The following is a 25790-nucleotide window of genomic DNA, read 5'->3' as shown; positions in this document are numbered from 1 at the left end:
ATGCGATATCGTATTCTGAGTTCAGTGGCGGTGCTCGCCATGCTGGTCAGCCCGGAAGCCCGGGCGGACGCCGAGTCGGACAAGCTGCGTGATGCTTTGCGCAGTGCGACGGCTCAGACCCGCGCCCTTGAGGACCAGCGGACTGCCTTGCAGGCCAAGGTAGCTGATGCCGAGCGCGAGAAGGCGGCGATGACGTCGCAGATCGCGGCGGCCAAGGCGCAGGTCAAGGAGGTCGAGAAGACCCACCGCGAAGCGGTCGACGAATTCAACCAGCGTCTGGAAGATCGCAACCAGACGCTGGAGAAGTGGAAGAGCGCCTACGAGGAGGCCGCAACCGTCGCCCGTACCAAGGACGCCGAGCGCGCCAAATTCGAAGGCGAAGCGACAGCCTACAAGGCGAACACCAAGAGCTGCGTGGCAAAGAATGCGCTGCTGACGAAGGTCGGGCGCGAGTTGCTGCACCGCTATGAAGGTATATCGTTTGGCGACATGGTGGTCATCAACGAGCCGCTGATCGGCGCGCGGCGCGTGCAGATCCAGAATCTACTGCAGGATTACGACGACAAGCTGCTCGAGCAAAAGGTGACCCCATGACGCGTTCCCGTTCCCCCGCAATCTTCCTGAAAGCGGCCGGTGTCGCGACATTCACCGGCCTGATGCTGTCGTCTGCTATTGCTCAGACGCCGGCGCAGCCGGTCCAGCCTCGCAACGCACAGGCCCAGATGCCGGCGCCGGCGCGGCCGAAGCCGGCCGCAGCGGCACCTGCCGCTGCTACTCCCGTGGCCCCTGCTGCGTCAAGCGCTGCCGCGCCGAGCACTGTAGCGTCGGCGAAGTCATCGGGTGAAGTGGTCGCCCGCGTCGGCAATAGTGACATCAGCGCCGATGATATGCGCTCCTACATCGCGGCACTTGGGCCGCGTGAGCAGGCGGCGTTGGCGCAAGATCCGGCACTGCTGAGCCAGGCGGTGCGCATGCTGCTGTCCAACCGTCTCGTGATGCAGGAACTGGCCGCGAAGAAGTGGGACCAACAGCCAGCCGTCGCAGCGCAGCTGGAAAAGGTGCGCGAGAACGCGATGGTGGAACTGTACTTGCAGTCGGTTTCCAACCCGCCCGCGAATTTCCCCAGCGATGAGGATTTGCAAAAGGTCTATGATGCCAACCGCGCTGCACTCCTTGTGCCGCGGCAGTATCAGCTCGCGCAGATCTTCATTCCGATGGCGAAGGATGCGGATAAGGCAACCGCCGACGCCGCGAAGAAGAAGCTCGACGAGGTGCAGAAGAAGCTGAAGGTTGCCGGGGCCGACTTCGCGGCGATCGCCCGTAGCGACAGCGGCGCCGGCGACAGCGCCGAGCGCGGCGGCGATCTCGGGTTGCTGCCGGAAGATCAGATCCGGCCGGAAATCCGCAGCCAGGTCGTCGGCTTGGCCAAGGGCGCTGTGTCCGAACCCATCACGCTGGACGACGGCTACCATATCATCCGTCTGGTCGACACCAAGGCCGCCTATACGCGCACGCTGCCCGAAGTACGCGATCAACTCGTCCGGCAGATACGCACCGAACGCGCCGCTGCATTGCGCCGCGCCTATCTCGCCGAACTGCTCAAGCAGCAGCCGCCGATCATCAACGAACTTGCTCTTGCCAAGCTGCTCGACGGCAAATCCCGTAACTAAGGAACGCGTCCCATGTCCGATACCGTATTGAACAGCTTCACCCTCGAATCGCTGCGTGACCTGCTGCAGACCGTTGGCTATCGCGTCGAGATCGTGTCGAATGCCGATATGCCGGTGCTGCGCTCGTCGACCGCCGGCTTTGCGTTCGACATTCGCCCGGGCAACCGTCTGGCCAATGAAGATGGTGGCTATGTCGATTTCACCTTTAGTGCGTGGCTCAATATCGAGGGCGAATTGCCGCTCGATGTCGTCAATCGCTGGAACGCGCTGCGCCGCTTTGGTCGGCTGCAGGTCGTCCCTGGTTATCTGGCCATGACGATGGATGTCTCCTTCATCGGCGGCGTCATGCCGAACCATGTTCGCGCGCAGGTCGAGATCTGGGACCATCTCGTTCAGGCACTGGTGCCTTATCTGCGCGAAGAACTGCAGAAACTCGATACGGCGAAGACTGTCGATGCACCTGTCGTGGAATCTGAGGCGCAGGCGCCGCTGGAGCCCAGGGCTGCTGCCGAAGCTCGCGTCGCCTGACGAGTCTGGAAATCTAGCGTGTCAGGACGACCGATCAGCTTGTATGGCCGACTGGCCAGTGGCGCCTTCGCAAGAGGCGTCCTGGCGGTGGCCTGGGCTGGGATGTTGTCCTGCGCTGTCCTGATATCGACACCAGTACTGGCGGAAGCCGAGTCCGAGCAGCGCGCCGAGGAAGTCGCCAAGTCGCCGCCGCCCGTGCCGAATCCCCCCAAGGCTGCCGCTGGCAATAAAACGGCAGCCTTGGCTCCACCAAACTTAGCAGCCCCACCAAAGCTGTCGGGTGCTTCCAATTCCAGGGCGCTCTATCGTTCGTTGATCGAGCGGGAGGTGCGCAACACAAATCTGCCGGCCGATGTGGCAGAGGCTGTGATGGGCGTGGAGAGTGGCTACGATCCGAGCCGCATCGGCGCCGATGGCGAGATCGGCCTGATGCAGGTGATGCCGCCCACCGCGCGCATGCTGGGCTTCAGCGGCTCGATGGCAGAGTTCGCGGCGCCCGAGGTCAATATCCGCTATGGCATCATGTATCTCGCACAGGCCTGGAACAAGGCCGGCGGCGACCTCTGCACAGCGCTGATGAAGTATCGCGCCGGGCATGGCGAGACGCGTTTCTCCCATCTGTCCGTGACCTACTGTTTGCGTGCGCGAGCCAGGCTGATGGCGGTCGGCTATCCCGTAACGGGCACGGTGCCGGTCGCCTCTTTCGGATCGCCTGTTGGCGTTGGCTCCAGCCTCGTTGCCGGATGTCGCGGCAGCCGATGCCTGATGTCACGCAATTCCGGCCGGGTCGATTTCGCGGCGCTGAACAACCGGCTGACGCAGGTTGTGATGCAGGCAAATGGCCCGAAGCCGATGACGAGGTGAGAGAGCGATGACAACGAGAATCTTGACGATCTCGGCGCTACTCGCGCTTGCGATGCCAGCGCTGGCACAACAGCCGCCGGAGCAGCCAAAGCCTGAGGTCATCATCGGCGGCCAGTCGCCTCCGCCGACCGTGCGCGAACGCTGCGTCGAGGTCGAAATCGGCGGTGCGCGAAGCTTCGGATGTCTCAACCAGACGCTGAAGCGCGACGTCGAGAAGGTCAATCCAACCCTGAATTTGCCGCCGATCGATGCGAGGTCGGGCGATACCAAGGTCGGCGTCGTGAATTTGCCGGGAGTGCAACAGCAATACGGCCAGAATTACGGGCGATCCGTGATTCCGTATCGGCTGCCGCCGCCGATCTATTCGTCACCAGTCAGCCGGCGCTAGGTTCACCACGTGCCATCGACGATTTCAATCACCAGCGCTGCACTGGTCGCCGTCGTGCTTTCCTGCGCGGCTCCTATGCCGGCGCGCGCGCAAATGCTGATGCCGACGCGAAACGAAGCGCCGCAGATCGCGCCGCCCAAGCCTTTGTCGCGAACGGAACTGCCGCCGGTTGAGCGCGGTGAGCGAGCAGGGACCGGATTCTTTGTCGACGATTCCGGGCATATGCTGACGGCGCGCCATGTGGTTCAGGATTGCAGTCGCATTGTGATCCAAAAGGAAGGTCGTACAACGTCGGCTCGCGTTGTCGCTCTGTCGACGCCTTATGACCTGGCTCTGCTGCGCACAACAAGGACCCGCGGGCTCGCAGCCGTCTTTCCCCGCAACGTAACGTCATCCCCCAACGATATGATGTTTGCGGCCGATTATGCGAACCTGTCGATGATGCTCGCGCGCGGGGGCGTGCTTGCCAACGCGTCGGTGGGCATGACATCCGGTAGCGGTGAAGCAGGGCATATTGCGCTGAATTCTACCGTAACATTCGGCAGCAGTGGCGCGCCGGTTATGGATTCACGCGGCCTGATCGAAGGTGTTGTCAGCAGGAAGACATCTGTCAATCGGGTGCTCGCGGTCGGCTCCGCCGGAGCCAAGTCGTTCCTCGCGGCCAGCAACATCCGATTTCAGGAAAATGACCGGCCGCAAATCGCGGGTTCGGGATCTCGTGCGCATCGCGCCGCCAGCATTTCAGCACGTGTCATCTGTCTGAATTAGAGGAGCTATTGTCATGATGCTATTTCGCCGGCTGTCCCCATCTCCGTCGCGATGGCGCTTTGCTAGGCTCTCTGCGCTGCTGGCGTCGATCGGTCTGATCTCCGCACCAGTGCCGCCGGCGCGTGCCCAGGGGCTAGACTATCGTAGCCCCGAAGCGGCGCCGCCTGCCTGGGGGCAATTTGCCAAGCTGGTGAAGTATCGCTTTGAGGAATGGGTTTCCGCTGACGAGGCGATCGCCAATCGTTTCCGCGCCTGGTTGAAAGAGGCCAATGGCACGCAGGACGGACCACCGTCGTCACTGGTCGTCAAGGCCTGGCTTAATCCCGACGGTACGGTCGAGCGCGTGTCATTCGCGAGCTTCAAGGATGATCGTGCCACCACCGATCTGCGCACTGTGCTGACCCGCGGAAATATCGGTGAAGCGCCGCCGCCCGAAATGCTGCAGCCGATCAATCTGCGGTTTTCGCTCAATCTATCGAAATAATAGTCGCAGGATCGGTCGAAGTACCGCTGTGCCGGGTATCCGATGAGTGGATGATCCAGGATTTCAATTGTTGGCACGACTCTTGCTCATCGTAAAAAGGAGATAGGGCGATAGCGAGAGTGAATCTTGAGAAACGTGTTGACCCAAAGAGCGAGAAATTGGTGTGTGAACATCTGGCACGAAATCAGGGATTCCTTGAAACACGCGCCAATGCACTAGAGCCTTTTCGGTTCTGATCGAAGCAGAACCGAGCTCGCTCGAAAACGCTCTAGCCGGATGCTGACCGTGCACCGCATGTAACCCGGGCCGACTTTTTCGGGCGGTTTCCTTCGATTGGCGCCTCGCACATTTTTACCCAGCGACGGACGACGCAGCCTTCGGGCGCTTCACCTATGGCAAAGGCAACCTTTGAACCATACTGAAATCCGTCGAACCGCATAGGTTCTTTCGATTTCTACACTGCAGCAAGCCTCTTTAAGGTCTTGTCTGTGGGTGAGCGGCGTAGCGCGGCCGCGTGCGCTTCACCTTGGGGAATGGGTGAACATCTGAGATCAACTGGCCCCATTGTCCGTTCGCGGCTTTTGTCTGTCCCGTTGTTCTTCAGGAAATGCTCATTGCCCTCCCAGTACACATGAAAGCACAACCATGAGTTCTCCCACCGTCTATTTCCTCAATGGTCCCAATGCCAATCTTTATGGGCTGGACAAAAGCGGCACCTATGGCCGTGAAAGTTTCGTCTCGATCAAGAAGCGCTGCGAAGACCATGCAGTTTCGCTCGGCTTGACGGTCGACTTCCGCCAATCCAACCACGAGGGCGTTCTGGTTGACTGGATTCAGGAGGCGAGGGAGAGGGCCGAGGGGATCGTCATCAATGCCGCCGGTCTCACTTACTCGTCGGTCCCGATCCTTGATGCGTTGCTCGCTTTCGAGGGACCGATCATCGAGGCGCATATGAGCAATATCTGGAAGCGCGAGCCGTTCCGCCATCACTCCTATGTGTCGCGCGCGGCGACCGGCGTGATCGCCGGGCTCGGCGCGCTGGGCTATGAGCTGGCGCTGACGGCGGTATCGCGTCTGATCGCCGAAAAGGCCGCGCAATGACGTCGGAGGTGATGGCGTTCTACAGCGTCCTCGATGACTTCAAAACCTGGCGTGCGGCGCTGGCCGCGGAGGGGATCGATCTGCGTCAGGCTGACGATATCACTGACCCCGCCAGCGTACGGCAGGCACTTGTCTGGAAGCCGCCGCATGGCTTCTTTGCGCGCTATCCGAATCTTGGTCTCGTCGTCAATCTTGGCGCCGGTGTCGACGCGTTGGTCGGGCGTGACGACCTGCCGGAGGTTCCGATCACGCGCCTGTCCGATCCGAAGATGGCGCGGATGATGGCTGGCTACGTGTTGTTCGCGGTGATGCGGCACGCACGGGACATCCCCGCGTTCGAGCGGGCGCAGCGTGAGCACCGCTGGCATTATATTCATCCGCGCGATCCCGAGACCATCACCGTCGGTATTCTGGGCCTCGGCGAACTCGGCCTGACCGCAGCGATGGAATGCGCGCGACAGGGCTATTGCGTGTGCGGCTGGTCCAACTCCTTGAAGTCGGTGGAGGGCATCGAGACATCGGCTGGTCTGTCCGCGTTGCCGGATATCCTGGGCGATAGCGACATTCTCGTCTGCATGCTGCCGCAGACGCCACAGACGCGTGGGCTGCTGAACGCCGAGCGCCTGGCGCAGATGAAGCGTGGCGCGGTCTTCATCAATGTCTCGCGCGGCAGCATCGTCGATGAGCCGGCGCTGATCGAGGCGTTGCGTTCGGGCCATATTGCGGAGGCCACGCTGGATGTGTTTGCCTCCGAGCCACTGTCGCCGGACAGCGCGCTCTGGGCGATGGACAATGTGCTGATCACGCCGCATCTCGCATCGGTGGCGCTGCCGGGCTCCGCGGCACAGCAGATAGGCGAGAATGTACGCCGGCTGCGGTCCGGGCAGGAGCTGCTAAGCTGCGTCGATCCGCGCCGGGGCTATTGAGCCCGGCGCGAATTGGCCGCCAACGGCAAAGGCGTCACGCGCGTAGTCGGCGAATGTCTGCACCGCCGGTCGCAGCGCGTGGCGTTTCAGACGCAGCGCCATCACATGCGTGGCCGGAAGCTTTTCAGTGATGGGCACCACGGCCACGCGACTGCCGTCATAGCCGATGGTGGTGCGCGGCACGGCATTGTGGATCGAATATCCCTGGCCATTCCCGATCAGTCCGCGGATCAGCTCGAATGACCGGGTCCGGAAGGAAATACGCGGCTCGATACCGGATGCCGTAAACAGGCTGGCGAAGTAGTCGCGCGAATGCGGCAGGTCCAGCAGGATGAACGGCTCGTCGCGCATTTCGGTCAGGCTGATCGACGACCGGTTCGCCAGAGGGTGATCCGCCGACAGCACGATATAGGGTGGCAGCTCGCAGAATTTCTCACCGACGATCTCGTCGGGGACGGCAAAGGAATAGGACAGCGCGAGTTCGGTCCGTCCGGAGACCAGCCCGTCGATGATCTCCTGCTGGTCGCCTTCCTCAAGTTTTACCGAGATGCCCGGCTGCCGTTCGCGAAAGCCGGACAGCAGCCCCGGCATGAAGCGTGTGGCGAGGGTCGAAAAGCTGCCGACCACGATCTCGCCGTGCAGGGTGCTGCCAAGCGACTGGGCGCTCTGGGCAAAATCGCGCGCATGCGCGAGCAGCAGCCGCGCGTCGTTTACCAGCCGCTGGCCGGCGGGGGAGAGGGTCACGCCCTTGGCGAGATGGCGAATGAAGATCTGGACGCCGAGTTCGGCCTCCAGCTGGCTGAGGGCGGCCGAAATCGAGGGCTGCGACACGTTCAGGCGCTTGGCGGCTTCTGTCACGCTGCCCGCATCGGCCGTCTCAACCACATAACGCAGGGCCCGGAGCGAGAACCTCATCGTGTTTTCCTATGCATCTCCAAACATAAAAATATTTTCCTTATGATAGGCCCTTCGGCACCCTGTCGTCCAGTCGAACAGGAGCCGATCAATGATCCGCACGGGTGAAGAATACAAACAGGGCATTCGCGATGGCCGCGAGGTCTGGATCGATGGCGAGCGCGTCAAGGACGTGACCACGCACCCGGCGCTGAAGCCGATCATCGACGTCAAGGCCCGGATGTATGACATGGCGCGTGAAGAGCGTTACGCCGCCGACCTCACTTACGTTGAAGACAACGAGACACATTCGGTCTTCTACAAGCCGCCGACGGAACAGAAGGACTGGCACGACAAGATCAAGGCCGTCGATCACGTGATGAAGGATATCGGCGGCGTGGTCACCCGCGTCGGCGATGAGACCATCGGCGAGATGTGGTCGCTGACCGACGGGCGCGACGTGCTGGCCGAGATCGATCCGCGTTTCGCCGCCAATATCGATCATCACATCCGTGCCGTGATCGAGAAGGACATCTTCCACGTCTCGGCCAATACCGATCCGAAGGGTGACCGCTCTCTGCCGCCGCAGCAGCAGGATCCGGATCTCATGGTTCACGTCACCCGCGAGACCGATGCCGGTATCATCATTCGCGGCGCGAAATACGAGACCGCTGCGGCCTATGCCGATCAGGCCTATCTGAAGCCGACTGTCGGCGCCTGGGCCAATGAGAAGCTGTCCGACTACGCGGTGGGCTGCATCGTCAAGATGGGCGCGCCGGGCGTGAAACATATCTGCCGCGGCGGCTTCGCCAATCGCAGCAGCGCCAATGCCAAGGACTATCCGCTTGCAAATCGCTTCGATGAGGTCGAGGCGCTGGTGGTGTTCGACGACGTGCTGATCCCGTGGGAAGACGTGTTCTTCTATCGCCATACCCGCGCTGCGCAGTTCGTGCGTTCGACGCTGCATCGCTACTCGGCATTCCCCTACGTGCTGCGTCTCCTTTACACCGCCGACATGATGATCGGCGCGGCCATGTGGAACGCCAAGCAGACCGGTCTCGACAAGCTGCAGTCGGTGCGTGAGAAGCTGGCCGATCTGGTCTGCTACCGCGAAGGCATTAATGCGCATCTCACCGCCTCGATCGCCATGGCGGAGAAGAGCCCGGGCGGCCTTCTGATGCCGCAGCAGTCGATGCTCTATGCCGGCCGCGTGTTCGCCTGTTCGCAGCTTCCGGCGATGATGCATATCGCCCGCGAGCTGTGCGGCGGCCAGATCTGCATCACCCCGAATGCCGATGCGTTCGAGGCCGAGGGATCAGGCAAGTGGCTCAACAAGTTCTATTCCCTGAACGACCAGTGGCAGGCCGACGATCGCCGCAAGCTGCTCGCTTTTGCGCGCGATCTCTTGAACTCCGACTATGCCGGTCATCGCCTGACCTTCGTGCAATTCGCACAGGCGCCGCACTTCAATCATCTGGCGGCGGTCTATAACAGCTTCGACTTTGCCGGGCCGCTGGATTTCGTGAAGAAGTCGGCCGGGCTGTCCGACCGTATCGACGGGGTGAAATCATGAGCGCTGCGGCGCATCCGCTGGTCGAGGTCGATATCTTTCGCGACGCCATGCGGATGACGGCCTCGGGCGTGGCAGTGGTGACAACGGATGGCGAGGCGGGCCGCGCGGGCGTTACGGTGTCGTCACTGTGCTCACTGTCGATGGAGCCGCCATCGGTTGTATTCAGCGTTCACCGCGACAATCGCCATCTCGAAAAGCTGCTGGCCAATGGCGTGTTCGTCGCCAACATTCTGTCCGATGTGCAGGAGCGTATTGCCAACAGCTTCGCCGGGTTGATCCCTGAACTGCGCGACAACCGTTTTCTTGCCGGTGACTGGTCGGAACTGCTGACCGGCGCGCCTGCGCTCGATGGCGCGTTATGCAATTTCGATTGCCGTGTCGCCAGCGTGTTCGATTTCGGCTCGCATCGCATCGTCGCGGGCGAGGTGCTGAACGTTCGCAACCAAGCTGCGCTGCCCCTGATCTTCTCCGATCGCACATTCCGTCGTCTCGCCGCCTGAGGATCTGCTCCATGACCACCCATCAGCGTTTTCGCAAGTTCAACACCAAGGAAGCCTATCCCGAGCAGTCGCTCGACAACGATGTCTGCATGGTCGTTCGCGCCAACAACACCGTTTATGTGCGCGGCCAGACGGCGATGGATCTCGACGGCAAGATCGTCGGCATCGGCGATGCCGCTGCGCAGACGGAGAATGCCATGACATGCGCCAAGGTGCTGCTTGAAGAGGCAGGCTCCAAGCTCGAGGACGTGGTGAAGATCGTCATCTACATCACCGATCGCGCCTATCGCGAGCCGGTCTATCGCGTCGTCGGCAAATGGCTGAAGGGCGTCTATCCGGTTTCGACGGGGATTATCGTTCAGGGCCTCGCCAAGCCTGAATACCTGATGGAAATCGACATCATCGCGGAAATTCCGGCGTAACGACGCGTTTTTCGTCGGCACTACAGAGATCAATCGGGCGTTTGCGGCTTCATCTTTCGCATGATCGATGAGCGTGGTTGCACGCGGCTGTCCGGCGGAAATTCTTGAGATTTATCAATCGTCTGGCACGATGTTTGCTTTTCTTTCTACGTCATAATCCTTGTGAGGTTTCGAGATGAAGCGCGCCTTGAAGTTTACTGCATTGATGTTGCTGTCGACGCTCGCGATTGGCGGGCAGGCATCCGCCCAGGAGAAGCTGGTAGTCAGCACCTGGGGTGGAAGTTTCCGCGATCTGATCGATGAAGCGATCGCCAAGAAGTTCACTGCCGAGACCGGCGTGAAGGTCGAATACATCACCGGCGGCACGATCGACCGTCTCAACCAGGCCAAGCTCGCTGCTGCGAAGCCGGAGAGCGACGTCACCTTCACGACGGCGCATGTCGGCTGGCTCTATGCCAACGACAATCTGTTCGAGAAGCTCGACATGGCGAAGATTCCGAACGCCAGCCATCTGGTCGAGCAGGCCAAGATCAGCCCGTATCACATCGGCTCCTGGGCCTATGTCTACACGATCGGCTATCTGCCCGATCAGTTGCCGAAGGGCGTGAGCTTCGAAAGCTGGGAAGGCCTGTGGAATCCCGCGCTCAAGGGCATGATCTCGTCGCCCGATTTCGATCCGAGCCATGTGATGGTTGTTGCGGCCAAGCTCTCCGGCGGCGACGCATCGAATTGGGAAGTCGGCGAAGCCAAGATGAAGGCGCTGAAGCCGAACTACAAGGCGTTCTACACCAACGATGCCAACAGTCAGCAGCTCTTTGCGACTGGTGAGACGCCGGTGCAGGTCGTGCTGTCGATGAACGCCTATTACATGCAGGCCCAGGGCGTGCCGATCAAGCTGGCGATTCCGAAGGAAGGCGCCGTACTCGGCGTCGATACCATGGGCATCACCAAGGGCTCGACCAAGGCGGAGCTGGCCTACAAGTTCATCAACACCGCGCTTGATCCGGACGTGCAGGCGAAGATCGCCGAACTGAAGAAGGGCAGCCCGGTGGTGGACAACGCCAAGGTCAAGCCCGAGATCGCAGCACTGCCGGGCGTGTTCACGACCGCGGATCAGTGGGCGAAGCAGACGCTGGTGATCGACGCCAAGCTGCGTGCCGAGAAGACCGGTACCTGGCGCAAGTGGTTCACCGAAAACATCATGGCTCCATAAACGAGTCCCGGTCGCGATCCGGCTGATTCCGCCGGATCGCGGTCCACGACATCACGTTCGCCCACTTCGAGTTTGTCCATGAACGCACGTCCATTTCTCGGATGGTTTGTCTCGCCGGCGGGCCTCGTTGCTGTGGGCCTGATCGCGGCGATGCTGGCTGTCTTTCAGTACAGCGTGCGGGCCTATATTCCCGGTACGCTCGAAGTCGGTGGATTCACCTGGGCAAATTTCGAGGCCATGCTGCGGCCGCTTTACGCCTTGGCATTCTGGAATACGGTACTGATCTGTTTTGAAACGGCGGTGTTCACGCTGCTTCTTGCCTATCCGCTAGCCTATGCGTTGACGCGCACCAACAGCTCCGCGCTGCGCTCCTTCATCCTGATCGTGTCGGTCACGCCGCTGTTTCTCGGCGAGGTGGTGCGGACCTATTCCTGGATGATCGTGCTCGGCAATAACGGATTTCTGAACACGCTGCTGCTCAAGCTCGGCCTGGTAGACCGCCCGTTACGCATGATGTTTACCTCGGGCGGTGTGATTGCGGCGCTGGTGCATGTGACCATGCCGATCATGGTCATCATGCTGGCTGCGGCGCTGTCGCATATCGATCGCAATTACGAGAAGGCGGCCGAAAGTCTTGGCGCGGGTCCGATTCGCATCTTCATGACCATCACGCTGCCGCTGTCGATGCCCGGCATCGTTGCCGGCTTCTCGACCGCCTTTGCCTGGACCTTCAGTGCCTTTGCGACGCCGCAGCTGATCGGCGGCGGCCGTGTCGCCACCGTCTCGACGCTGATCTATCAGCTCGGCTTCTCGTCGTTCAATTTCCCCTTCGCCGCCAGTCTCTCCATCATCGGCCTTGCACTCTCGCTGGCTGTAATTGCGTTGCTGAAGAAAGCCGCGAGCCCGCTCGAACGCATGGCGGGCACCACATGAAGCGCTCACCTGCAACCCTCGCGCTGCGTTGGTCGGGCCGCGTCCTCGTCGCCGCCATTCTCCTCTTCGTGCTGTTGCCCGGCGTTGTCGTAGCGATCTCGGCCTTCAACGATCGCGCGATCCTGCAATTTCCGCCGCAGTCATGGTCGCTGCGCTGGTTCTACCGCGCCTTCTCTTATGCCGATTTCGCGAAGGGGTTCTGGAATGGCCTGACGGTGACGGTCTGGGCATCCAGCATCGCGGTGGTGGTGGGATCGGCCTTTGCCTTTGCCATTCATCGCTACAAATTCGCGCTCAGGGATTTTCTCGAAGGCATTCTGCTGTCTCCGCTGATCATCCCGCATTACACCGTCGGTCTTGGCATTCTCATCCTCGCCTCGCAGACGGGGATCGGACGCGGCTTTCCGCTCGTCATCTTCGCCCATGTGGTGATGGTGCTGCCTTTCGTGATGCGCAGCACTTACATCTCGCTGGAAAATCTCGACACGCGCCTGGAGTTGGCCGCGTCAAGTCTTGGCGCCACGCCGCTACGGATCCTGTTTACTGTGACGATCCCGCTGCTGATTCCGGGCTTGCTCAGCGGCTGGCTGTTCGCCGCGATCCTGTCCTTCAACGAATTCACGGCGACTTTGTTTGTCAGCAGCCAGGCCACGCAGACGCTGCCGGTCGCCATGTATAATTATGTCCGCGAATTCGCGGATCCCACATTGGCCGCACTCTCGGTCATCTACATCGTCGTGACTGCGACTTTGCTCACGATCGCAAATTCCTTCCTGGGCCTCGGGAAAATCCTGAATGTTGATGCGCACTGATCCGATGACAGCCAATACGCCAGCCGCGGCAGCCGACAAGATCCGTCCGGCGGTGCAGCTCGACGGCGTCACCAAGCGCTTCGGCGAGTCCATGGCGCTGCATGAGGCCTGGCTGAAGATCCGGCCGAGCGAGTTCATGACTCTGCTGGGCCCATCCGGCTGCGGAAAGACGACGCTGCTCAATCTGGTTGCCGGCTTCCTCGAAGCCGATAATGGCGAGATCTTCATCGACGGCGATCTGGTCACGGAGACGCCCGCGCATATGCGTGAGATCGGCATCGTGTTCCAGAACTATGCGCTGTTCCCGCATATGAGCGTCGCCAAGAACGTGGCTTACGGATTGAAGACCCGCGGCGTCGAGAAGAGGGAGATCGCGCGCCGCGTCGACGAGGCGCTGGCGCTGGTCAAGCTCACAGGTTTTGCCGATCGCAAGCCCAAGCAATTGTCCGGCGGCCAGCAGCAGCGCGTCGCGCTTGCGCGGGCGCTGGTGATCAAGCCGAAGGTGCTGCTACTCGACGAACCATTCTCGGCGCTCGACAAGAATCTGCGCGGCTCGATGCAGGTCGAGCTCAAGCAGATCCAGCGCGAGCTCGGCGTCACCACGATCTTCGTCACGCATGATCAGGGCGAGGCGCTGTCGATGTCGGATCGTATCGCGGTGATGTCGGCCGGGCGCATCCGCCAGATCGCGGCACCCGACGATATCTATCGCCGTCCGGCGGATCGCTTCGTCGCGTCCTTTGTCGGCGATGCCAATATCCTCAACGGGCGCCTTGTCGAGAAGCGCGGCGATGTCGCGGTCGTTTCGGTCGGCGACATCAGCGCCGACGTTCCTGCGGCGCCGATTGCCGCGCTTTCGATCGGCGATGCCGTGGATGTCTTCGTGCGGCCGGAGCATCTCGCCGTCACGGCGCGTGGCGCTTCGGGATCGCTGCCCGGCACTGTGACGACGCAGGTGTTTCAGGGCGGCCATGTCGATCTCTATATCGACTCGCCTGGCAGTGCGCGTGAGCGTATCCTGCTGCGTTCGCCGGGCATTGCGGCGCTGTCGTCCTGTCCGGTCGGAGCCGAGATCGGATTGACCATCGGCTCCGACGATATCGTGGCGTTTCCGCCAGGCGAGGCGGCGTGAGGCGGCCGCGTCTAGAACGACGGCGCGGCGCCCGGATTCATCGCGCGCGCGACATAGTCCTTCTGCTGCGGCCGATAGCGCTCCCACAGTGCGCGGAGTTCACCGATCGGAGCGTCGTGCCAGTCGACACGCAGGTCGACCACCGGCCAGTCGAAGCGATCCGCCACATGCAGACCCGCGGCATGTTCGTCGTCGGTCTCGCCGCCGGCATCGAGGCCGGCTTCCAGCGCCGACATCAGCCGCTCCGCCAGCGGTTGCCCGGCGGTCGCCTCGAACTGCGCGATCATCACGCTCGGCACTTTCTCATCGACCAGCAGATTGCCGAGCGCGAGGCAGCCAGCGCCTTGCGCAATGCCGACGATCGGCAATGCCTGTTCGCCGGAATGCCAGGCTACTTGGCCGTAGCGATCGATCACACCGACCTGCCGCCATGCGGGCTGCGGCGTGCCGAGCGTGAGATTGTTGAGGACGGCACCCGCGCCGAGGCCCTGACGCAGCAGTGCAAGGCCGGTCGGGCCGAGCGACGGATCAGTGACATTCTGCGACACCACGAGGCCGAGCGGTCCCACCCAGGCGCAGCGCGCCGGCACGGCAATGCTCGACGACGTAATGGCAATGCCGAACGCGCCGGTCTCCGGACAGCGTGCCGAGATGGAATAGGTCATCGTGATGCTCCTGCAATCGTAAAAGTATTGGTAGTATAGATGATCGAGAAAATAGCTCAAATACTTTGCGATCTGATCAGTATCGAAAGTATAAGTGCGAATTCGAACCTCGATATCATCGCGTATATCGAGCGGATACTTGCGTCGTCGGGCGTGTCTTCGCGCCGCGTGCCGTCGCCTGATGGCTGCAAGGCGTCGTTGCTCGCGACTATCGGTCCCGTGGATCGTCCCGGTGTGGTCCTGTCGGCGCATACGGATGTGGTGCCGGTGGAGGGGCAGGCCTGGACCGTGCCGCCATTCGCCGGCGTGATCCGCGATGAGCGCGTCTATGGTCGCGGCGCGACCGACATGAAGGGCTTTCTCGCCGTCGTTCTCGCAAGCGTGCCGCGGTTGAAGGATGCGGCAACTGCCGCGCCCGTGCATCTTGCGTTTTCCTATGACGAGGAAGTCGGATGCCGCGGTGCCCCCGATCTCGTGCGTGCGCTGATGCAGTCCGTCGTGCCACCGGCGCTCGCCATCGTGGGTGAGCCAACCACGATGCGCGTCGTGCGCGCGCACAAGGGCAAGGTCGCGCGTCGCCTGACAGTAACAGGCCGTACCGGTCATTCGGCGATGCCGCATCGTGCGGCCAATGCGGTCGATGCGGGCGTTGCGATCGCGCATACGCTGCGTGCCTTCGCTGATGAGGAAGTCGCGCGCGGCGGCGATGCGGCGTTCGATCCGCCATACACGACCATTCACGTTGGCTCGCTGCATGGCGGCAGCATGGTCAATCTGGTGCCGGAACGGGCCGCGCTGGAATACGAGATCCGCACGATGCCCGGCCGTGACGCGGGCGAAATTCTCGCGCGGATCGATGAGGTGGTTGCACGCGAGCGCGATCGGCTCCGCGCCAATGCGCCGGAAGCTGACATCGTCTCCGAGGAACTGTCGGCCTATCCCGGGCTCGATACTGCCGCCGACGCAGCTGTGACGCGTCTGGTCGCAAGAATGGCAGGCGATACGCAGCCCGCAACCACAGTCGCCTTTGGCACCGAGGCCGGCCTCTACGCAGAGGCGGGCATCCCGACGCTGGTCTGCGGACCCGGCGATATGGCCCGCGGCCACAAGGCTGATGAATGGATCGGTTTCGACGAACTCGCGGCTGCGAACGCGATGATGGACAGGCTGGCGGATTTGCTGCATCGGCCGAGTGAAGAGTGGATACGCGTATCATGAAGAACGAAGTGTCGACGATCATGTCGACCATGCAGGCGATCATCGCAACGCAAGCAGGCGGTCCTGACGTTCTGACGCTAGTCGAACGACCAGTGCCTCTGCCTAGCCCCGGCGAAGTGCTGATCGAGGTCGCCGCGGCCGGCGTCAATCGCCCGGACCTAATGCAGCGAAGTGGTGCCGTGCCGCTGCCGCCGGGTGTCACTGACGTACTCGGTCTCGAAGTCGCCGGCCGCGTGGTCGGCGGCGACGCCGCCTTGCGCGGTCAGGCTGTCATGGCCCTGGTCAAGGGCGGCGGTTACGCACGCTATTGCATCGCCAAGGCGTCGCATTGTCTTGCGGTGCCCGAGGGGCTGACGATGGAGCAGGCGGCGGCATTGCCCGAAGCGCTCTTCACCGTCTGGCACAATCTGTTCGAGCGCGGCCGGTTATCGAAGGGCGAGACCGTGCTGGTGCATGGCGGTGCCAGCGGCATCGGTACCATCGCGATCCGCATGGCCACCGCTCGCGGCGCGACGGTCATCGCCACCGTGGGCAGCGATGCCAAGAAGAAGGCGGTGGAAGCGCTCGGCGCCATCGCCATCAACTATCGTACCGACGACTTCGTTGTCGCAGCGCGCGACGCCACAAGCGGGCGAGGCGTCGATGTCGTGCTCGACATCGTCGGCGGTTCCTATGTGACGCGCAATCTCGATGCGCTGGCGCCGGGCGGACGGCACGTCAGCCTGTCCTTCATGGAAGGCGGCGTGGTGCCGATCGATCTCGGTTTGGTGATGCGGAAGGGATTGTATCTGACGTCGTCGACGCTGCGGCCGAAGTCCGACGAGGAGAAGACCGCAATCGCTGCCGCGCTCCGTGCCGAGGTACTGCCGCTGGTCGCATCCGGCGAGGTGAGGCCGTTGATCTGGCGGACGCTGCCGCTCGGTGAGGCTGCGCAGGCCCATCGCATTCTGGAAGCCAATGAAAATATCGGCAAGGTCCTGCTGCTGCCGGCTGGCGCCGCCGCATGAGCAGCGATGTCGAGCGCAAAAGCCGCATATCGATACAGGAGCAGTCCCATGGCGATGACTAAACCCTCTCTCAAGCTGACACATGAAGGCGCGCTCAAAGCGCTGGCGGGTGCCGTCGCCAAGGCGGAGGAGCTTGGCGTGGCACAGAACGTCACGATCGTCGACGACGGCGGCAATCTGCTGGCTTTCGTCCGCATGGACGGCGCCAAATTGCTTTCGCGGGAAACATCGATGTCCAAGGCCATCACAGCCGCGTCGCATCGGCAGCCGACATCGCGGCTCAATCCCGCCGACGAGATCAAGCTGGCCATTGCAGGCGGTGGCCGCCTGACCAATCTCGAAGGCGGATTGCCCATCGTGATTGCTGGTCAATGTATCGGGGCGGTCGGCGTTGGATCGGGCACCGGCGCGCAGGACGTCGAAGTCGCGCGTGCCGCGCTGGCAGCCATCGACGCGGAGGATCAGAAGCCATGAGCAACAAGATCGAACTGTTCTACGCGCCGACATCGCCCTATGTCCGCAAGGTCATGGCCTGTGCGATCGAGCTCGGGATTGCCGATCGTATCGTGAAGCTGCCCAGCGCCGCGCATCCGCTCAAGCGCGACGCGCGGATCGCAAGTTTCAATCCGCTGGCCAAGGTGCCCGCGGCGAAGCTGGCGGATGGCACGTTGCTGTTCGACAGCCGGGTGATTTGCGAATATCTCGACGACCTCGGACATGGTTCGCTGTTTCCGCGCGGCGCCGAGCGCTGGCAGGTGCTCACCGAGCAGGCGCTCGGAGATGGCTTGCTCGATGCGGCGCTGCTCACGCGCTATGAGAATACCTGCCGTCGCGACGAGATCAGATCGGCGGAGTGGATCGATGGTCAGATGACCAAGATTGCTGCGGCGCTCGATGAGATGGAAAACTCTGTCGCATCGTTCGGCGCCCGCGTCAGCATCGGCAGTCTCACCATCGCTTGCGCGCTCGGCTATCTGGATTTTCGTTTCGCATCATTCGACTGGCGCAGCTCGCGGCCTGCCCTGACCGACTGGTTCGCAACCGTATCGGAGCGGCCGTCACTGCGAGATACGTTTCCGGCCGAGGGGTAATTCTGTCGTCAGCTTTCAGCCTCGACCCAGTTCAGCGTCATCCGCATCGCATGGCTGTGCCGGGCTTCGATCAACCACTGTTCTTCGCGATAGCAGATCGAGCGCAGCAGGCTCTCGATGGCGAAGGAGGCGAAGAACCGTGGCGTGATTTGCTCGACCTCGATGGGGCCGAGCGGAAAAGCGACGATCGACGCCGCCTTGAGGTGGCTGTCGTTGGGACGAGGTTCTGAGGCGCGCAGCAGATTGAGCGTCTCTATGGCGATGGTTTTCTGACCGGGCATCGGGGCATTCTGCCGAAAAACCTTACGCTGCCAGCCAGTGCTTAATTTTTCGTGGAACCGGGCGTCGCGCGGCTTAGGCGGCCAGATGAAAATCAGAAATCTGTACGCGATTTCGGCCTGCCGCCTTGGCTTGGTAAAGCGCAGCATCTGCTCGGCTAAGCAATGCCTGCAGTGTTTCAGGCTCGGCTGAACGGATCGCGATGCCCACGCTGACCGTGGCGTGGATAACACCGGCGGAAGTCGGGAACGTCTTTGTCTCCAGCGTTGATCGGATGCGCTCGGCGACAGCGGCCGCCGCTTTTGGGCTCGACGCGGCTAGGACAATGCAGAATTCCTCGCCGCCCAGACGCGCGGCAACGTCTTCGGCGCGAATGTTCGAGAAGATCACTTCAGCAAAGGCCCGCAGCACGCGGTCGCCGGCGGCGTGGCCGAACTGATCGTTGATCGTTTTGAAGTGATCGAGATCCATCACCAGAATTGCAGTGTTGGATGCTGTCTCCGTTACCTTTTCGCCAAACAGCGCGCGCCGATTGAGCAGGCCGGTCAAAGGATCGGTCATGGCATCGGATTTATGCCGGTTCGACGTCCGGATCTGGTTGATCGTCAGTGACAGCGCACCGATCCCGGTCAGACCGACAATCACCATCAGTGAATTGAACTGCTCTGCCCAATTCATCGGTCGATCGGTCAGCACGAATTGCCCGGTACGCAAGAGTTCGGCACCGCAAGCCACGAACGATGCGGCCGTGACGAGATAGAGTAGCGCATTTGCGACCATCAGCAGCGGTGCTTCGGCGCGCGCGTGCCAATATTGCGCGGCCGAGAGCGCAACGAGAAGGCCCGTGCCAAAATTCGCGGCCATCGTGCCGACGCCGGTGTAACCAAGCGCAAAGCCGATGATCATCGGAACGAGCCCTGCAGCGGTGACGAGGGCGGCGCGGATCCAATGGGCCTGGTTCGAGCAAAATTGCGTGGTGCCCGCATAGATCACCCCGAAGCCGACAAGCAGCAATATGAATGCAGCGAGCTGTAGCCTCGAATCATATTGTTCGAAGCCTGCATAGATGATGACGGCAACGACCGTGGTCGCGAGACCGATCGACCAAGTCAGCAGATAGGTCTCGGATCGCGCGACGAGCCAGGTGGCGAGCAATGTGAGCGCGAGCGCCGCGCTCGAGAGTCCGATCGCTGCGAAGATGGAGGACTGATCTAGCAACATGATGTCCGAACGCGGTGTAATTTATTTGATGCGCAATAAGCAGCACCCACTTACCACCGATCGCGGTCGGGGCCACCCATTTTGTATGGTGAGCAAAGCGTTACCAGACCGATGGAAGGGATGTCCGGAGATCGTCGTAAGATCGTTTTTGCAACGATTTGTGCCGGAACGAGACGCAGCTACCGGCGTTTTCCTGCAGGGCGTTACAGAGGGTTGAACATGAAAAAGATTCTGGCGACGGCGGCAGCTGCACTGATGATCGCGAGTTTCACGGCGACGGCGGCGTCTGCAAAGAAAGTCCATCGTGGCTACAAGGCGCACCACGGATATTACGGGGCCTATGGCCAGATGCGGGGGCCGGCGATCTTTCGTGGTAATGCCGCGATGAGCGGCAATCACGGCAATTCTGCCTATGGCAGCAACTCGCTCGGCCATATCAAGGGCGGCAATATCGGGGGCGGCAAGTAGCGCGGCATTACATTGGGGAAGGCGAGATCGATCGTTTCAATGCGACCGATCTGGTTAACGTCTTTCTGATGGGTTGGTGGTAATTGGCTGTACCGCAACTTACAGTTCAGGTTTGTCATGCTCCCGGATGGCCGTTACTCGGCGTGGTTTCGTATTCCCGAAAAGGAAGGCATGGGGATTATCACGCTCGCTGATGGTCGATTGTCGGGCGGCGATACGGTGATTGCCTATAGCGGTTCCTATATCCAGAACGGCGATGCTTTCACGGCGACGATTGCGACCCGCCGGCATGCGGACGGCCAGCCAACGATCTTCGGCATCGACGAGGTCGAGATTGATCTGGTCGGGACATCCAAGACCACGACGGCGTCCTGCAGAGGTGTCGTCAAGCAACGGCCCGGTGTGCCGTTTGAGGTCGTGCTGGTGCGCATGGAAGGCTAGGCCTCCGGTCTATTCGCGCAACTCGTATTGATGTCGCAACAGCTGAACCATGTCCTGGACCCGCTGGCGCCAGGCACGCGCGTCAGGCACAGCGCCGGCGGCCGGCGTGATGCGCAACATGGCGTTCCATGGGCGCGTACCATAGACGACCACCTCGAAGCCGGCTGTCGGACAGCCATCGATACCCCTTAGCGCGCGCAGGATCACATCCGCGATTTCCGAGCGGTCAAGCGTGCGGGTGCTCTCGACCGCAAGTTGCGGCTCCAGCGATGCCGCCGGATTCTCCTCCGCGACGACCGGATCGAAACCGTCTCTGGTGTCCGCGTCTGGCTCAGTCCTGATCGGTTCGGGATCGCCTGGCCTCCTCATGAGTCGTTCGACCAGACCGAGCAGGCCTCGATCGCGTTCGGGCGTCTCTTTCACATCAACGGTCCAATATCAGCGGCGACGGGCGATTTCACATCCTCCGCGGGGTGTTGTCGATGGGCTTCACGGTCATTGCGGTGCACAAATGCGCTGCGGGTTGGCTTTGTCGCAAAAGTTTCATCCGCGGCCTATAGTGGGGCGTCACGCATTCCCCTCAGACTTCTATGCGCCGGCCATAAAGCCTGCGTCAGGATGGAGACGATCGCCGTGAAACCGTTCCGCTTGGTATTTGCTCTGTCCGCGCTGGCGCTCGCCGCCCTATCGCAGCCCGCCCGTGCTGCGGATGTCATCTGCTACAACTGTCCGCCGGAATGGGCCGACTGGGCGTCGATGATCAAGGCGGTGAAGACCGACCTCAGCATCGAGATGCCGCATGACAACAAGAATTCCGGTCAGGCGCTGGCGCAGATCCTCGCCGAGAAGGCCAATCCGGTCGGCGACATCGGCTATTTCGGCGTCACCTTCGGTATGAAGGCCAAGGCGCAGGATGCACTCGAACCCTACAAGCCCGCTGGCTGGGATCAGGTCGATGCCGGCCTGAAGGACTCCGAAGGCTACTGGACCACGATCCATTCCGGCACGCTCGGTTTCTTCGTCAACAAGGATGCCCTCGCTGGCAAGCCGGTGCCGAAGTGCTGGAAGGATCTCGCCAAGCCCGACTACAAGGGCATGGTCGGCTATCTCGATCCGACCTCGGCCGCCGTCGGCTATGTCGGTGCTGTTGCGGTCAATCTCGCGCTCGGCGGCACCGACCAGAATTTCGATCCGGCCATCGCCTTCTTCAAGGAGCTGAAGAAGAACGACGCGATCGTGCCGAAGCAGACGTCTTATGCCCGCGTCGTCTCCGGCGAGATGCCGATCCTGCTGGACTATGATTTCAATGCCTATCGCGCCAAGTATTCCGAGAAAGGCAGTTTCGAATTCGTCATTCCCTGCGAAGGCTCGGTCGTGTTTCCCTATGTGGTCGGTCTCGTGAAGAACGCGCCGCACAAGGACAAGGCCAAGAAGGTCATGGACTATCTCCTGTCCGACAAGGGCCAGGCGATCTGGACCAATGCTTACCTCCGTCCGGCCCGCAAGATTGAACTGCCGGAAGCCGTGAAGGCCAAGTTCCTGCCGGACAGCGAATATGCCCGCGCCAAGAGCGTGGACTGGGGCAAGATGGAGCTGGCGCAGAAAGGCTTCAGCGACCGCTATCTCGCCGAAGTCCGTTGATGCACAATGGTGCCCCGGCGGGGGCAGGGGCACCATAATTTCATGTCGCATCGTAATTTCATCTGGATCTGCCTGCTGCCGCTCGTGGTGGTGACAGCAGCCTTCTTCCTCTTGCCGATGGCGCAATTGCTCGCCGTCGGTGCCGGTGGATCGCGCGGCGTGTCCGCCTATCTCGCGATCATCACCGAGCCGCGCTATCGCGCCACGCTGATCAATACGGTCGTACTCGCTGCGGCGACGACCGTCGCCACGCTGGTGATTGCCACCATCGCCGGCCTGTTCCTGCAGCGTCACCGCTTCCCCGGCCGCGCTGTGCTGATCGCGATGCTGACATTTCCACTGGCATTTCCCGGCGTCGTGGTCGGCTTTCTCATCATTCTCCTTGCAGGACGTCAGGGCCTGATCGGCGCCATCACCGCCGCGGTGACGGGTGAGAAAGTCGTGTTCGCTTATTCGATCTTCGGTCTGTTTCTCGGCTATCTCTATTTCTCGATTCCGCGCGTGATCCTCACGGTGATGGCCGCGGTGCAAAAGCTCGATATCGGGCTGGAGGAGGCGGCGCGTTCGCTCGGTGCGAGCCCGTGGGCGGTCCAGCGCGACGTGGTACTGCCGGCGCTCGGGCCGGCTTTCGTAGCCTCGGGCGCAATCGCCTTCGCGACGGCGATGGGTGCGTTCGGGACAGCCTTCACGCTTGCGACCAACATCGATGTGCTACCGATGCTAATCTATACCGAGTTCACATTGGCGGCGAATTTCGCGATCTCGGCGGCGCTGTCGATCGGACTCGGCGTGATCGCCTGGGCAATCCTCGCGCTGGCCCGCTCAATGAGCGGCGGCGCTGTCGCGGCAGCGGGGTAAGCCGATGCGCGATCGCCTCATCTTCGCTGGCCAGCTCGGATTTACACTGCTCGTTGCGGCGTTTCTCGTCGTGCCCGTTGTGTTGTCGATTTCCGCCGGCGTCACCGTCAATTACTTTCGCGGTATCCAGTCGGGCGTCACGCTGCAATGGGTGGTGCAGGTCTGGAACCTCTATGCCGGTGAAATCGGGCTGTCGTTCCTGATCGCCTTCGCGACCCTGGCGGTGACGCTGGTTGTCGGCGTGCCCGCGGCTTATGGACTACACGTGAAGGGCGGGAGGTTGTCGCGCGTGATCGAGGAGATCATCACGCTGCCGCTGGCGATTCCCGGCCTGGCTATCGCGCTGGCGCTGCTACTGACCTATGGCGGTTTCGGTGGCTTCCGGCAGTCGTGGCTGTTCATCCTCACAGGCCATGTGGTCTTCACCATGCCCTTCATGGTGCGCTCGGTGATGGCGGTGTTCGCTTCGGTGGACATCAAGACGCTGGACGAGGGGGCTGCCTCGCTCGGTGCGTCGCCATGGGCGCGGTTTTGCAATGTCATCGTTCCGAACGCCATGCCCGGCATTCTCGCCGGATCGCTGATGGTGGTGACGCTGTCGCTCGGCGAATTCAACCTGACCTGGATGCTGCACACGCCGCTCACCAAGACGCTGCCGGTCGGTCTCGCCGACAGCTACGCGTCGATGCGGCTCGAAGTGGCATCGGCCTACACACTGATTTTTTTCATCATGATTGTGCCTCTTCTGGTGGCGATGCAGATGTTTGCCGAGAAGGGCGAAAAGAAATGAGCGGGATTGCGGGCCACGGTGCGGCCGTTCATATCGAGAATTGCGGCAAGACCTTTCCGGATGGCACGCAGGCGCTGGCGCCGGCCTCGCTGGATATCGTGTCAGGCGAGACGCTGGTTCTGCTCGGCCCTTCCGGTTGCGGCAAGACCACCATGCTGCGGATCATCGCCGGGCTGGAGACACCCGATGTCGGCGGCCGCGTACTGTTCGACGAGACAGACATGACTGCGGTGCCGATCGAGCAGCGTCATGTCGGCATGGTGTTCCAGTCCTATGCGCTGTTTCCCAACATGACGGTGGCCGAGAACATTGGCTACGGGCTGAAGATTCGCGGCGTTGACAAGGCCGCGCGCGCGGCGCGTGTCGCCGAAATGGTGGCGCTGACCAATATCGGCGGGCTCGAAAACCGCCGTATCGATCAATTATCTGGCGGCCAGCGTCAGCGCGTAGCTTTGGCGCGGGCGGTGGCCGTGCGTCCACGCGTGCTGCTGCTAGATGAGCCGTTGACAGCGCTTGATGCGTCGCTGCGCGACCGGCTGCGCAGTGAACTCAACAACCTGCTGCGCTCGCTCGGGATCACCGCGATCTATGTGACTCACGATCAGGCCGAAGCGATGGAACTCGGCGACCGTATCGTTGTCATGCGCAAGGGCGCCATCGCGCAGATCGGCACGCCGCGCGAGATCTACTTTGCTCCCCAGAATCGTTTCGTCGCCGAATTCGTCGGTGCGGCCAATATCGTCGAGGGGCCGGTGAGCGGCGGTCGGCTGACGCTGCCCGGTGGCTGGCTGGCGCTCGATGCCGCCGCCGACAACGCTGCGGCAGTGGCGATGATCCGGCCGGAGACCATCGGAATTGTCGCCGAGGCGGACGCCTTCCTGCGCGGCATGGTCGAAAGCGTCGCCTTTATCGGTGATCGCCAGCGCCTCGTGGTGACGGGTGCGGCGAACAAGCCGTTGACGGTGGACGCGCCGAACACCATCAATGTGCGTGCAGGGGAGCGCGTCGGCCTGTCGGTCACGCCTCAAGCGGTTCGCGTGTTGCCGAAAGAAGACTGATGTTGAAGCCTAAGCCCACCATCATCGCGCAGATCTCCGATCTGCATATCAAGGCGCTGGGCGAGCTGGCCTATGGCAAGGTCGACACGGCCAAGGCGCTGGAGCGCTGTGTGGCCGAGCTGAACGCACTCGATCCGCGGCCCGATCTCGTCGTCATCTCCGGCGATCTCGTGGATACGCCGACGCCCGGCGAATACGAGTATCTGTGGCGACTGCTGGCGCCGCTCAAGATCCCGTTCATCGGTGTTCCCGGCAATCACGACGCCCGCGACATGATGCGCGCGGCATTTCCCGATTGGGCCTATGCCAAGTCGTCGGGCCCGCTCGATCAGGCGCGGACGGTTGGCCCGCTCGATATCATCCTGCTGGACTCGCATGTTTCGGGCAAGCCGCACGGCACGCTGGAAGCGGCAACGCTGGAGTGGCTGGATGCCACGCTGGCATCATCGCGCGAGCGGCCGGCATTGTTGTTCCTGCATCATCCGCCGTTCCGCACGGGCATCACCCATATGGACGTGCAGGACCTGTTCAACGCGGATGAGCTCGCTGCCATCGTCCGCAGGCATCCGCGCGTGCGCATCGTCGCCGCCGGCCACGTCCATCGCGCGACACTGACGACATTCGCCGGGACGGTTGCGACCATTTGCCCGGCGCCGAACCATGCGGTCGATCTCGACATCGCCGAATTGCGTCCGCCGTCCTTCCGTGTCGAGCCGCCGGCTTTCCACCTGCATGTCTGGTTTCCGGATGGCGAGGAGGGCGGCCATCTGGTCACGCATCAGGTGCCGATCGGCGACTTCGACGGCCCGCATCCGTTCTTCGGCGCGGATGGGAAGTTGCTCTGA

Annotated in this window: 32 protein-coding genes; 27 read left to right on the top strand and 5 right to left on the bottom strand. The window is 61.9% G+C overall.

Features of this window, described 5'->3' with window-relative positions; all coding sequences use genetic code 11:
• From CHC01_RS13195 to CHC01_RS13155, 9 genes are all read left to right on the top strand, one after another.
• A complete protein-coding gene (locus tag CHC01_RS13195; RefSeq protein WP_502695652.1) occupies window positions 1-594 on the top strand; it encodes a hypothetical protein in 594 nt (197 codons plus the stop codon).
• Complete coding sequence (locus tag CHC01_RS13190; protein WP_089264778.1) at window positions 591-1670, top strand: peptidylprolyl isomerase; 1080 nt, start codon at window positions 591-593, stop codon at window positions 1668-1670. The genes CHC01_RS13195 and CHC01_RS13190 overlap by 4 nt, the downstream gene beginning before the upstream one ends.
• Before the next feature lie 12 nt (window positions 1671-1682).
• Window positions 1683-2198 (top strand): YbjN domain-containing protein, encoded by a 516-nt coding sequence (locus tag CHC01_RS13185; RefSeq protein ID WP_089264777.1) that lies wholly within the window; start codon window positions 1683-1685, stop codon window positions 2196-2198.
• A gap of 18 nt (window positions 2199-2216) precedes the next feature.
• Complete coding sequence (locus CHC01_RS13180) at window positions 2217-3062, top strand: lytic transglycosylase domain-containing protein (RefSeq protein ID WP_244558349.1); 846 nt, start codon at window positions 2217-2219, stop codon at window positions 3060-3062.
• A 7-nt stretch (window positions 3063-3069) separates the two neighbouring features.
• Entirely contained in the window at window positions 3070-3450 is a 381-nt protein-coding gene (locus CHC01_RS13175; protein WP_244558348.1) for a hypothetical protein, read from the top strand.
• A gap of 9 nt (window positions 3451-3459) precedes the next feature.
• Complete coding sequence (locus CHC01_RS13170) at window positions 3460-4218, top strand: S1 family peptidase (protein WP_244558347.1); 759 nt, start codon at window positions 3460-3462, stop codon at window positions 4216-4218.
• Between the two features lie 13 nt (window positions 4219-4231).
• Window positions 4232-4702 carry a hypothetical protein gene (locus CHC01_RS13165; protein ID WP_244558346.1) on the top strand — a complete coding sequence of 157 codons (471 nt, stop codon included), beginning with the start codon at window positions 4232-4234 and terminating at the stop codon, window positions 4700-4702.
• 645 nt (window positions 4703-5347) lie between these two features.
• Entirely contained in the window at window positions 5348-5803 is a 456-nt protein-coding gene (locus tag CHC01_RS13160; RefSeq protein WP_089264774.1) for a type II 3-dehydroquinate dehydratase, read from the top strand.
• Entirely contained in the window at window positions 5800-6729 is a 930-nt protein-coding gene (locus CHC01_RS13155; protein ID WP_089264773.1) for a 2-hydroxyacid dehydrogenase, read from the top strand. The genes CHC01_RS13160 and CHC01_RS13155 overlap by 4 nt, the downstream gene beginning before the upstream one ends.
• On the opposite strand, the gene CHC01_RS13150 is transcribed toward CHC01_RS13155, so the two are convergent.
• A complete protein-coding gene (locus tag CHC01_RS13150) occupies window positions 6697-7644 on the bottom strand; it encodes a LysR family transcriptional regulator (protein WP_068732018.1) in 948 nt (315 codons plus the stop codon). The genes CHC01_RS13155 and CHC01_RS13150 overlap by 33 nt on opposite strands.
• 91 nt (window positions 7645-7735) lie before the next feature.
• Here CHC01_RS13150 and CHC01_RS13145 point away from each other — a divergent pair, with 91 nt between their 5' ends.
• The 7 genes from CHC01_RS13145 (at window position 7736) to CHC01_RS13115 (ending at window position 14208) form a co-directional block, all read left to right on the top strand.
• On the top strand, window positions 7736-9196 hold the full coding sequence (locus CHC01_RS13145; RefSeq protein ID WP_089264772.1) for a 4-hydroxyphenylacetate 3-hydroxylase family protein: 1461 nt from the start codon (window positions 7736-7738) through the stop codon (window positions 9194-9196).
• Window positions 9193-9696: a flavin reductase family protein gene (locus CHC01_RS13140; protein ID WP_089264771.1), complete on the top strand. Its 504-nt coding sequence runs from the start codon at window positions 9193-9195 to the stop codon at window positions 9694-9696. Before CHC01_RS13145 ends, CHC01_RS13140 begins: the two co-directional genes overlap by 4 nt.
• Before the next feature lie 11 nt (window positions 9697-9707).
• Window positions 9708-10118, top strand: a complete 411-nt coding sequence (locus CHC01_RS13135; protein WP_089264770.1) for a RidA family protein — start codon at window positions 9708-9710, stop codon at window positions 10116-10118.
• 175 nt (window positions 10119-10293) lie between these two features.
• Complete coding sequence (locus CHC01_RS13130) at window positions 10294-11331, top strand: ABC transporter substrate-binding protein (protein WP_089264769.1); 1038 nt, start codon at window positions 10294-10296, stop codon at window positions 11329-11331.
• A 78-nt stretch (window positions 11332-11409) separates the two neighbouring features.
• Window positions 11410-12264, top strand: coding sequence for an ABC transporter permease (locus CHC01_RS13125; RefSeq protein ID WP_089264768.1), 855 nt, complete (start codon window positions 11410-11412; stop codon window positions 12262-12264).
• A complete protein-coding gene (locus CHC01_RS13120; RefSeq protein WP_089264767.1) occupies window positions 12261-13076 on the top strand; it encodes an ABC transporter permease in 816 nt (271 codons plus the stop codon). The genes CHC01_RS13125 and CHC01_RS13120 overlap by 4 nt, the downstream gene beginning before the upstream one ends.
• Window positions 13060-14208 carry an ABC transporter ATP-binding protein gene (locus CHC01_RS13115; protein ID WP_210421668.1) on the top strand — a complete coding sequence of 383 codons (1149 nt, stop codon included), beginning with the start codon at window positions 13060-13062 and terminating at the stop codon, window positions 14206-14208. The genes CHC01_RS13120 and CHC01_RS13115 overlap by 17 nt, the downstream gene beginning before the upstream one ends.
• 11 nt (window positions 14209-14219) lie before the next feature.
• On the opposite strand, the gene CHC01_RS13110 is transcribed toward CHC01_RS13115, so the two are convergent.
• A complete protein-coding gene (locus tag CHC01_RS13110; protein ID WP_089264766.1) occupies window positions 14220-14873 on the bottom strand; it encodes a DUF1028 domain-containing protein in 654 nt (217 codons plus the stop codon).
• Window positions 14874-14912: 39 nt separating this feature from the next.
• On the opposite strand from CHC01_RS13110, the gene argE reads away from it, so the two are divergent.
• From argE to CHC01_RS13090, 4 genes are read left to right on the top strand one after another with little or no spacing between them, the layout of a single operon-like run.
• On the top strand, window positions 14913-16091 hold the full coding sequence (gene argE, locus CHC01_RS13105; RefSeq protein ID WP_089264765.1) for an acetylornithine deacetylase: 1179 nt from the start codon (window positions 14913-14915) through the stop codon (window positions 16089-16091).
• Window positions 16088-17098: an NAD(P)H-quinone oxidoreductase gene (locus CHC01_RS13100; protein ID WP_244558345.1), complete on the top strand. Its 1011-nt coding sequence runs from the start codon at window positions 16088-16090 to the stop codon at window positions 17096-17098. Before argE ends, CHC01_RS13100 begins: the two co-directional genes overlap by 4 nt.
• 48 nt (window positions 17099-17146) lie before the next feature.
• Window positions 17147-17572, top strand: a complete 426-nt coding sequence (locus tag CHC01_RS13095; RefSeq protein WP_089264764.1) for a GlcG/HbpS family heme-binding protein — start codon at window positions 17147-17149, stop codon at window positions 17570-17572.
• An 8-nt stretch (window positions 17573-17580) separates the two neighbouring features.
• A complete protein-coding gene (locus tag CHC01_RS13090) occupies window positions 17581-18189 on the top strand; it encodes a glutathione S-transferase (protein ID WP_089265638.1) in 609 nt (202 codons plus the stop codon).
• A gap of 8 nt (window positions 18190-18197) precedes the next feature.
• On the opposite strand, the gene CHC01_RS13085 is transcribed toward CHC01_RS13090, so the two are convergent.
• Both CHC01_RS13085 and CHC01_RS13080 read right to left on the bottom strand, forming a co-directional pair.
• Window positions 18198-18470: a hypothetical protein gene (locus CHC01_RS13085; protein ID WP_089264763.1), complete on the bottom strand. Its 273-nt coding sequence runs from the start codon at window positions 18468-18470 to the stop codon at window positions 18198-18200.
• Window positions 18471-18543: 73 nt separating this feature from the next.
• On the bottom strand, window positions 18544-19689 hold the full coding sequence (locus tag CHC01_RS13080) for a GGDEF domain-containing protein (protein WP_089264762.1): 1146 nt from the start codon (window positions 19687-19689) through the stop codon (window positions 18544-18546).
• Between the two features lie 219 nt (window positions 19690-19908).
• Here CHC01_RS13080 and CHC01_RS13075 point away from each other — a divergent pair, with 219 nt between their 5' ends.
• Both CHC01_RS13075 and CHC01_RS13070 read left to right on the top strand, forming a co-directional pair.
• The gene (locus CHC01_RS13075; RefSeq protein ID WP_089264761.1) at window positions 19909-20157 is read left to right on the top strand and encodes a hypothetical protein; all 249 of its coding nucleotides are present in this window, start codon (window positions 19909-19911) and stop codon (window positions 20155-20157) included.
• Window positions 20158-20328: 171 nt separating this feature from the next.
• Window positions 20329-20598, top strand: coding sequence for a hypothetical protein (locus CHC01_RS13070; protein ID WP_231080251.1), 270 nt, complete (start codon window positions 20329-20331; stop codon window positions 20596-20598).
• Between the two features lie 9 nt (window positions 20599-20607).
• On the opposite strand, the gene CHC01_RS13065 is transcribed toward CHC01_RS13070, so the two are convergent.
• On the bottom strand, window positions 20608-21021 hold the full coding sequence (locus CHC01_RS13065) for a hypothetical protein (protein ID WP_089264759.1): 414 nt from the start codon (window positions 21019-21021) through the stop codon (window positions 20608-20610).
• 210 nt (window positions 21022-21231) lie between these two features.
• Between CHC01_RS13065 and CHC01_RS13060 the strand changes: the two genes are divergently transcribed.
• Genes CHC01_RS13060 through CHC01_RS13040 form a run of 5 tightly spaced genes read left to right on the top strand, consistent with a single transcriptional unit; the run spans window position 21232 to window position 25790 of the window.
• Complete coding sequence (locus CHC01_RS13060) at window positions 21232-22239, top strand: ABC transporter substrate-binding protein (RefSeq protein ID WP_089265637.1); 1008 nt, start codon at window positions 21232-21234, stop codon at window positions 22237-22239.
• 42 nt (window positions 22240-22281) lie between these two features.
• Window positions 22282-23097: an ABC transporter permease gene (locus CHC01_RS13055; protein ID WP_089264758.1), complete on the top strand. Its 816-nt coding sequence runs from the start codon at window positions 22282-22284 to the stop codon at window positions 23095-23097.
• Window positions 23098-23101: 4 nt separating this feature from the next.
• Window positions 23102-23887 (top strand): ABC transporter permease, encoded by a 786-nt coding sequence (locus tag CHC01_RS13050; RefSeq protein ID WP_089264757.1) that lies wholly within the window; start codon window positions 23102-23104, stop codon window positions 23885-23887.
• On the top strand, window positions 23884-24945 hold the full coding sequence (locus tag CHC01_RS13045; protein ID WP_089264756.1) for an ABC transporter ATP-binding protein: 1062 nt from the start codon (window positions 23884-23886) through the stop codon (window positions 24943-24945). Before CHC01_RS13050 ends, CHC01_RS13045 begins: the two co-directional genes overlap by 4 nt.
• Entirely contained in the window at window positions 24945-25790 is an 846-nt protein-coding gene (locus CHC01_RS13040) for a phosphodiesterase (RefSeq protein WP_502695651.1), read from the top strand. Before CHC01_RS13045 ends, CHC01_RS13040 begins: the two co-directional genes overlap by 1 nt.

The organism is Tardiphaga sp. OK246, assembly GCF_900188215.1.
GTDB classification, from domain to species: Bacteria; Pseudomonadota; Alphaproteobacteria; order Rhizobiales; family Xanthobacteraceae; genus Tardiphaga; species Tardiphaga robiniae.
This window is presented reverse-complemented; position numbering and strand designations above follow the sequence as displayed.

Excerpts from the sequence above, each read along its gene's own strand:
- CHC01_RS13160 (WP_089264774.1), top strand. The coding sequence starts at position 5,348 with ATGAGTTCTCCCACCGTCTATTTCCTCAATGGTCCCAATGCCAATCTT.
- argE (WP_089264765.1), top strand. The coding sequence starts at position 14,913 with ATGATCGAGAAAATAGCTCAAATACTTTGCGATCTGATCAGTATCGAA.
- CHC01_RS13190 (WP_089264778.1), top strand. The coding sequence starts at position 591 with ATGACGCGTTCCCGTTCCCCCGCAATCTTCCTGAAAGCGGCCGGTGTC.
- CHC01_RS13130 (WP_089264769.1), top strand. The coding sequence starts at position 10,294 with ATGAAGCGCGCCTTGAAGTTTACTGCATTGATGTTGCTGTCGACGCTC.
- CHC01_RS13135 (WP_089264770.1), top strand. The coding sequence starts at position 9,708 with ATGACCACCCATCAGCGTTTTCGCAAGTTCAACACCAAGGAAGCCTAT.
- CHC01_RS13120 (WP_089264767.1), top strand. The coding sequence starts at position 12,261 with ATGAAGCGCTCACCTGCAACCCTCGCGCTGCGTTGGTCGGGCCGCGTC.
- CHC01_RS13125 (WP_089264768.1), top strand. The coding sequence starts at position 11,410 with ATGAACGCACGTCCATTTCTCGGATGGTTTGTCTCGCCGGCGGGCCTC.
- CHC01_RS13115 (WP_210421668.1), top strand. The coding sequence starts at position 13,060 with ATGTTGATGCGCACTGATCCGATGACAGCCAATACGCCAGCCGCGGCA.
- CHC01_RS13175 (WP_244558348.1), top strand. The coding sequence starts at position 3,070 with ATGACAACGAGAATCTTGACGATCTCGGCGCTACTCGCGCTTGCGATG.
- CHC01_RS13095 (WP_089264764.1), top strand. The coding sequence starts at position 17,147 with ATGGCGATGACTAAACCCTCTCTCAAGCTGACACATGAAGGCGCGCTC.
- CHC01_RS13080 (WP_089264762.1), bottom strand. The coding sequence starts at position 19,689 with ATGTTGCTAGATCAGTCCTCCATCTTCGCAGCGATCGGACTCTCGAGC.
- CHC01_RS13050 (WP_089264757.1), top strand. The coding sequence starts at position 23,102 with ATGCGCGATCGCCTCATCTTCGCTGGCCAGCTCGGATTTACACTGCTC.
- CHC01_RS13150 (WP_068732018.1), bottom strand. The coding sequence starts at position 7,644 with ATGAGGTTCTCGCTCCGGGCCCTGCGTTATGTGGTTGAGACGGCCGAT.
- CHC01_RS13040 (WP_502695651.1), top strand. The coding sequence starts at position 24,945 with ATGTTGAAGCCTAAGCCCACCATCATCGCGCAGATCTCCGATCTGCAT.
- CHC01_RS13055 (WP_089264758.1), top strand. The coding sequence starts at position 22,282 with ATGTCGCATCGTAATTTCATCTGGATCTGCCTGCTGCCGCTCGTGGTG.
- CHC01_RS13075 (WP_089264761.1), top strand. The coding sequence starts at position 19,909 with ATGAAAAAGATTCTGGCGACGGCGGCAGCTGCACTGATGATCGCGAGT.
- CHC01_RS13195 (WP_502695652.1), top strand. The coding sequence starts at position 1 with ATGCGATATCGTATTCTGAGTTCAGTGGCGGTGCTCGCCATGCTGGTC.
- CHC01_RS13110 (WP_089264766.1), bottom strand. The coding sequence starts at position 14,873 with ATGACCTATTCCATCTCGGCACGCTGTCCGGAGACCGGCGCGTTCGGC.
- CHC01_RS13140 (WP_089264771.1), top strand. The coding sequence starts at position 9,193 with ATGAGCGCTGCGGCGCATCCGCTGGTCGAGGTCGATATCTTTCGCGAC.
- CHC01_RS13155 (WP_089264773.1), top strand. The coding sequence starts at position 5,800 with ATGACGTCGGAGGTGATGGCGTTCTACAGCGTCCTCGATGACTTCAAA.
- CHC01_RS13085 (WP_089264763.1), bottom strand. The coding sequence starts at position 18,470 with ATGCCCGGTCAGAAAACCATCGCCATAGAGACGCTCAATCTGCTGCGC.
- CHC01_RS13145 (WP_089264772.1), top strand. The coding sequence starts at position 7,736 with ATGATCCGCACGGGTGAAGAATACAAACAGGGCATTCGCGATGGCCGC.
- CHC01_RS13070 (WP_231080251.1), top strand. The coding sequence starts at position 20,329 with ATGGGGATTATCACGCTCGCTGATGGTCGATTGTCGGGCGGCGATACG.
- CHC01_RS13045 (WP_089264756.1), top strand. The coding sequence starts at position 23,884 with ATGAGCGGGATTGCGGGCCACGGTGCGGCCGTTCATATCGAGAATTGC.
- CHC01_RS13165 (WP_244558346.1), top strand. The coding sequence starts at position 4,232 with ATGATGCTATTTCGCCGGCTGTCCCCATCTCCGTCGCGATGGCGCTTT.
- CHC01_RS13185 (WP_089264777.1), top strand. The coding sequence starts at position 1,683 with ATGTCCGATACCGTATTGAACAGCTTCACCCTCGAATCGCTGCGTGAC.
- CHC01_RS13100 (WP_244558345.1), top strand. The coding sequence starts at position 16,088 with ATGAAGAACGAAGTGTCGACGATCATGTCGACCATGCAGGCGATCATC.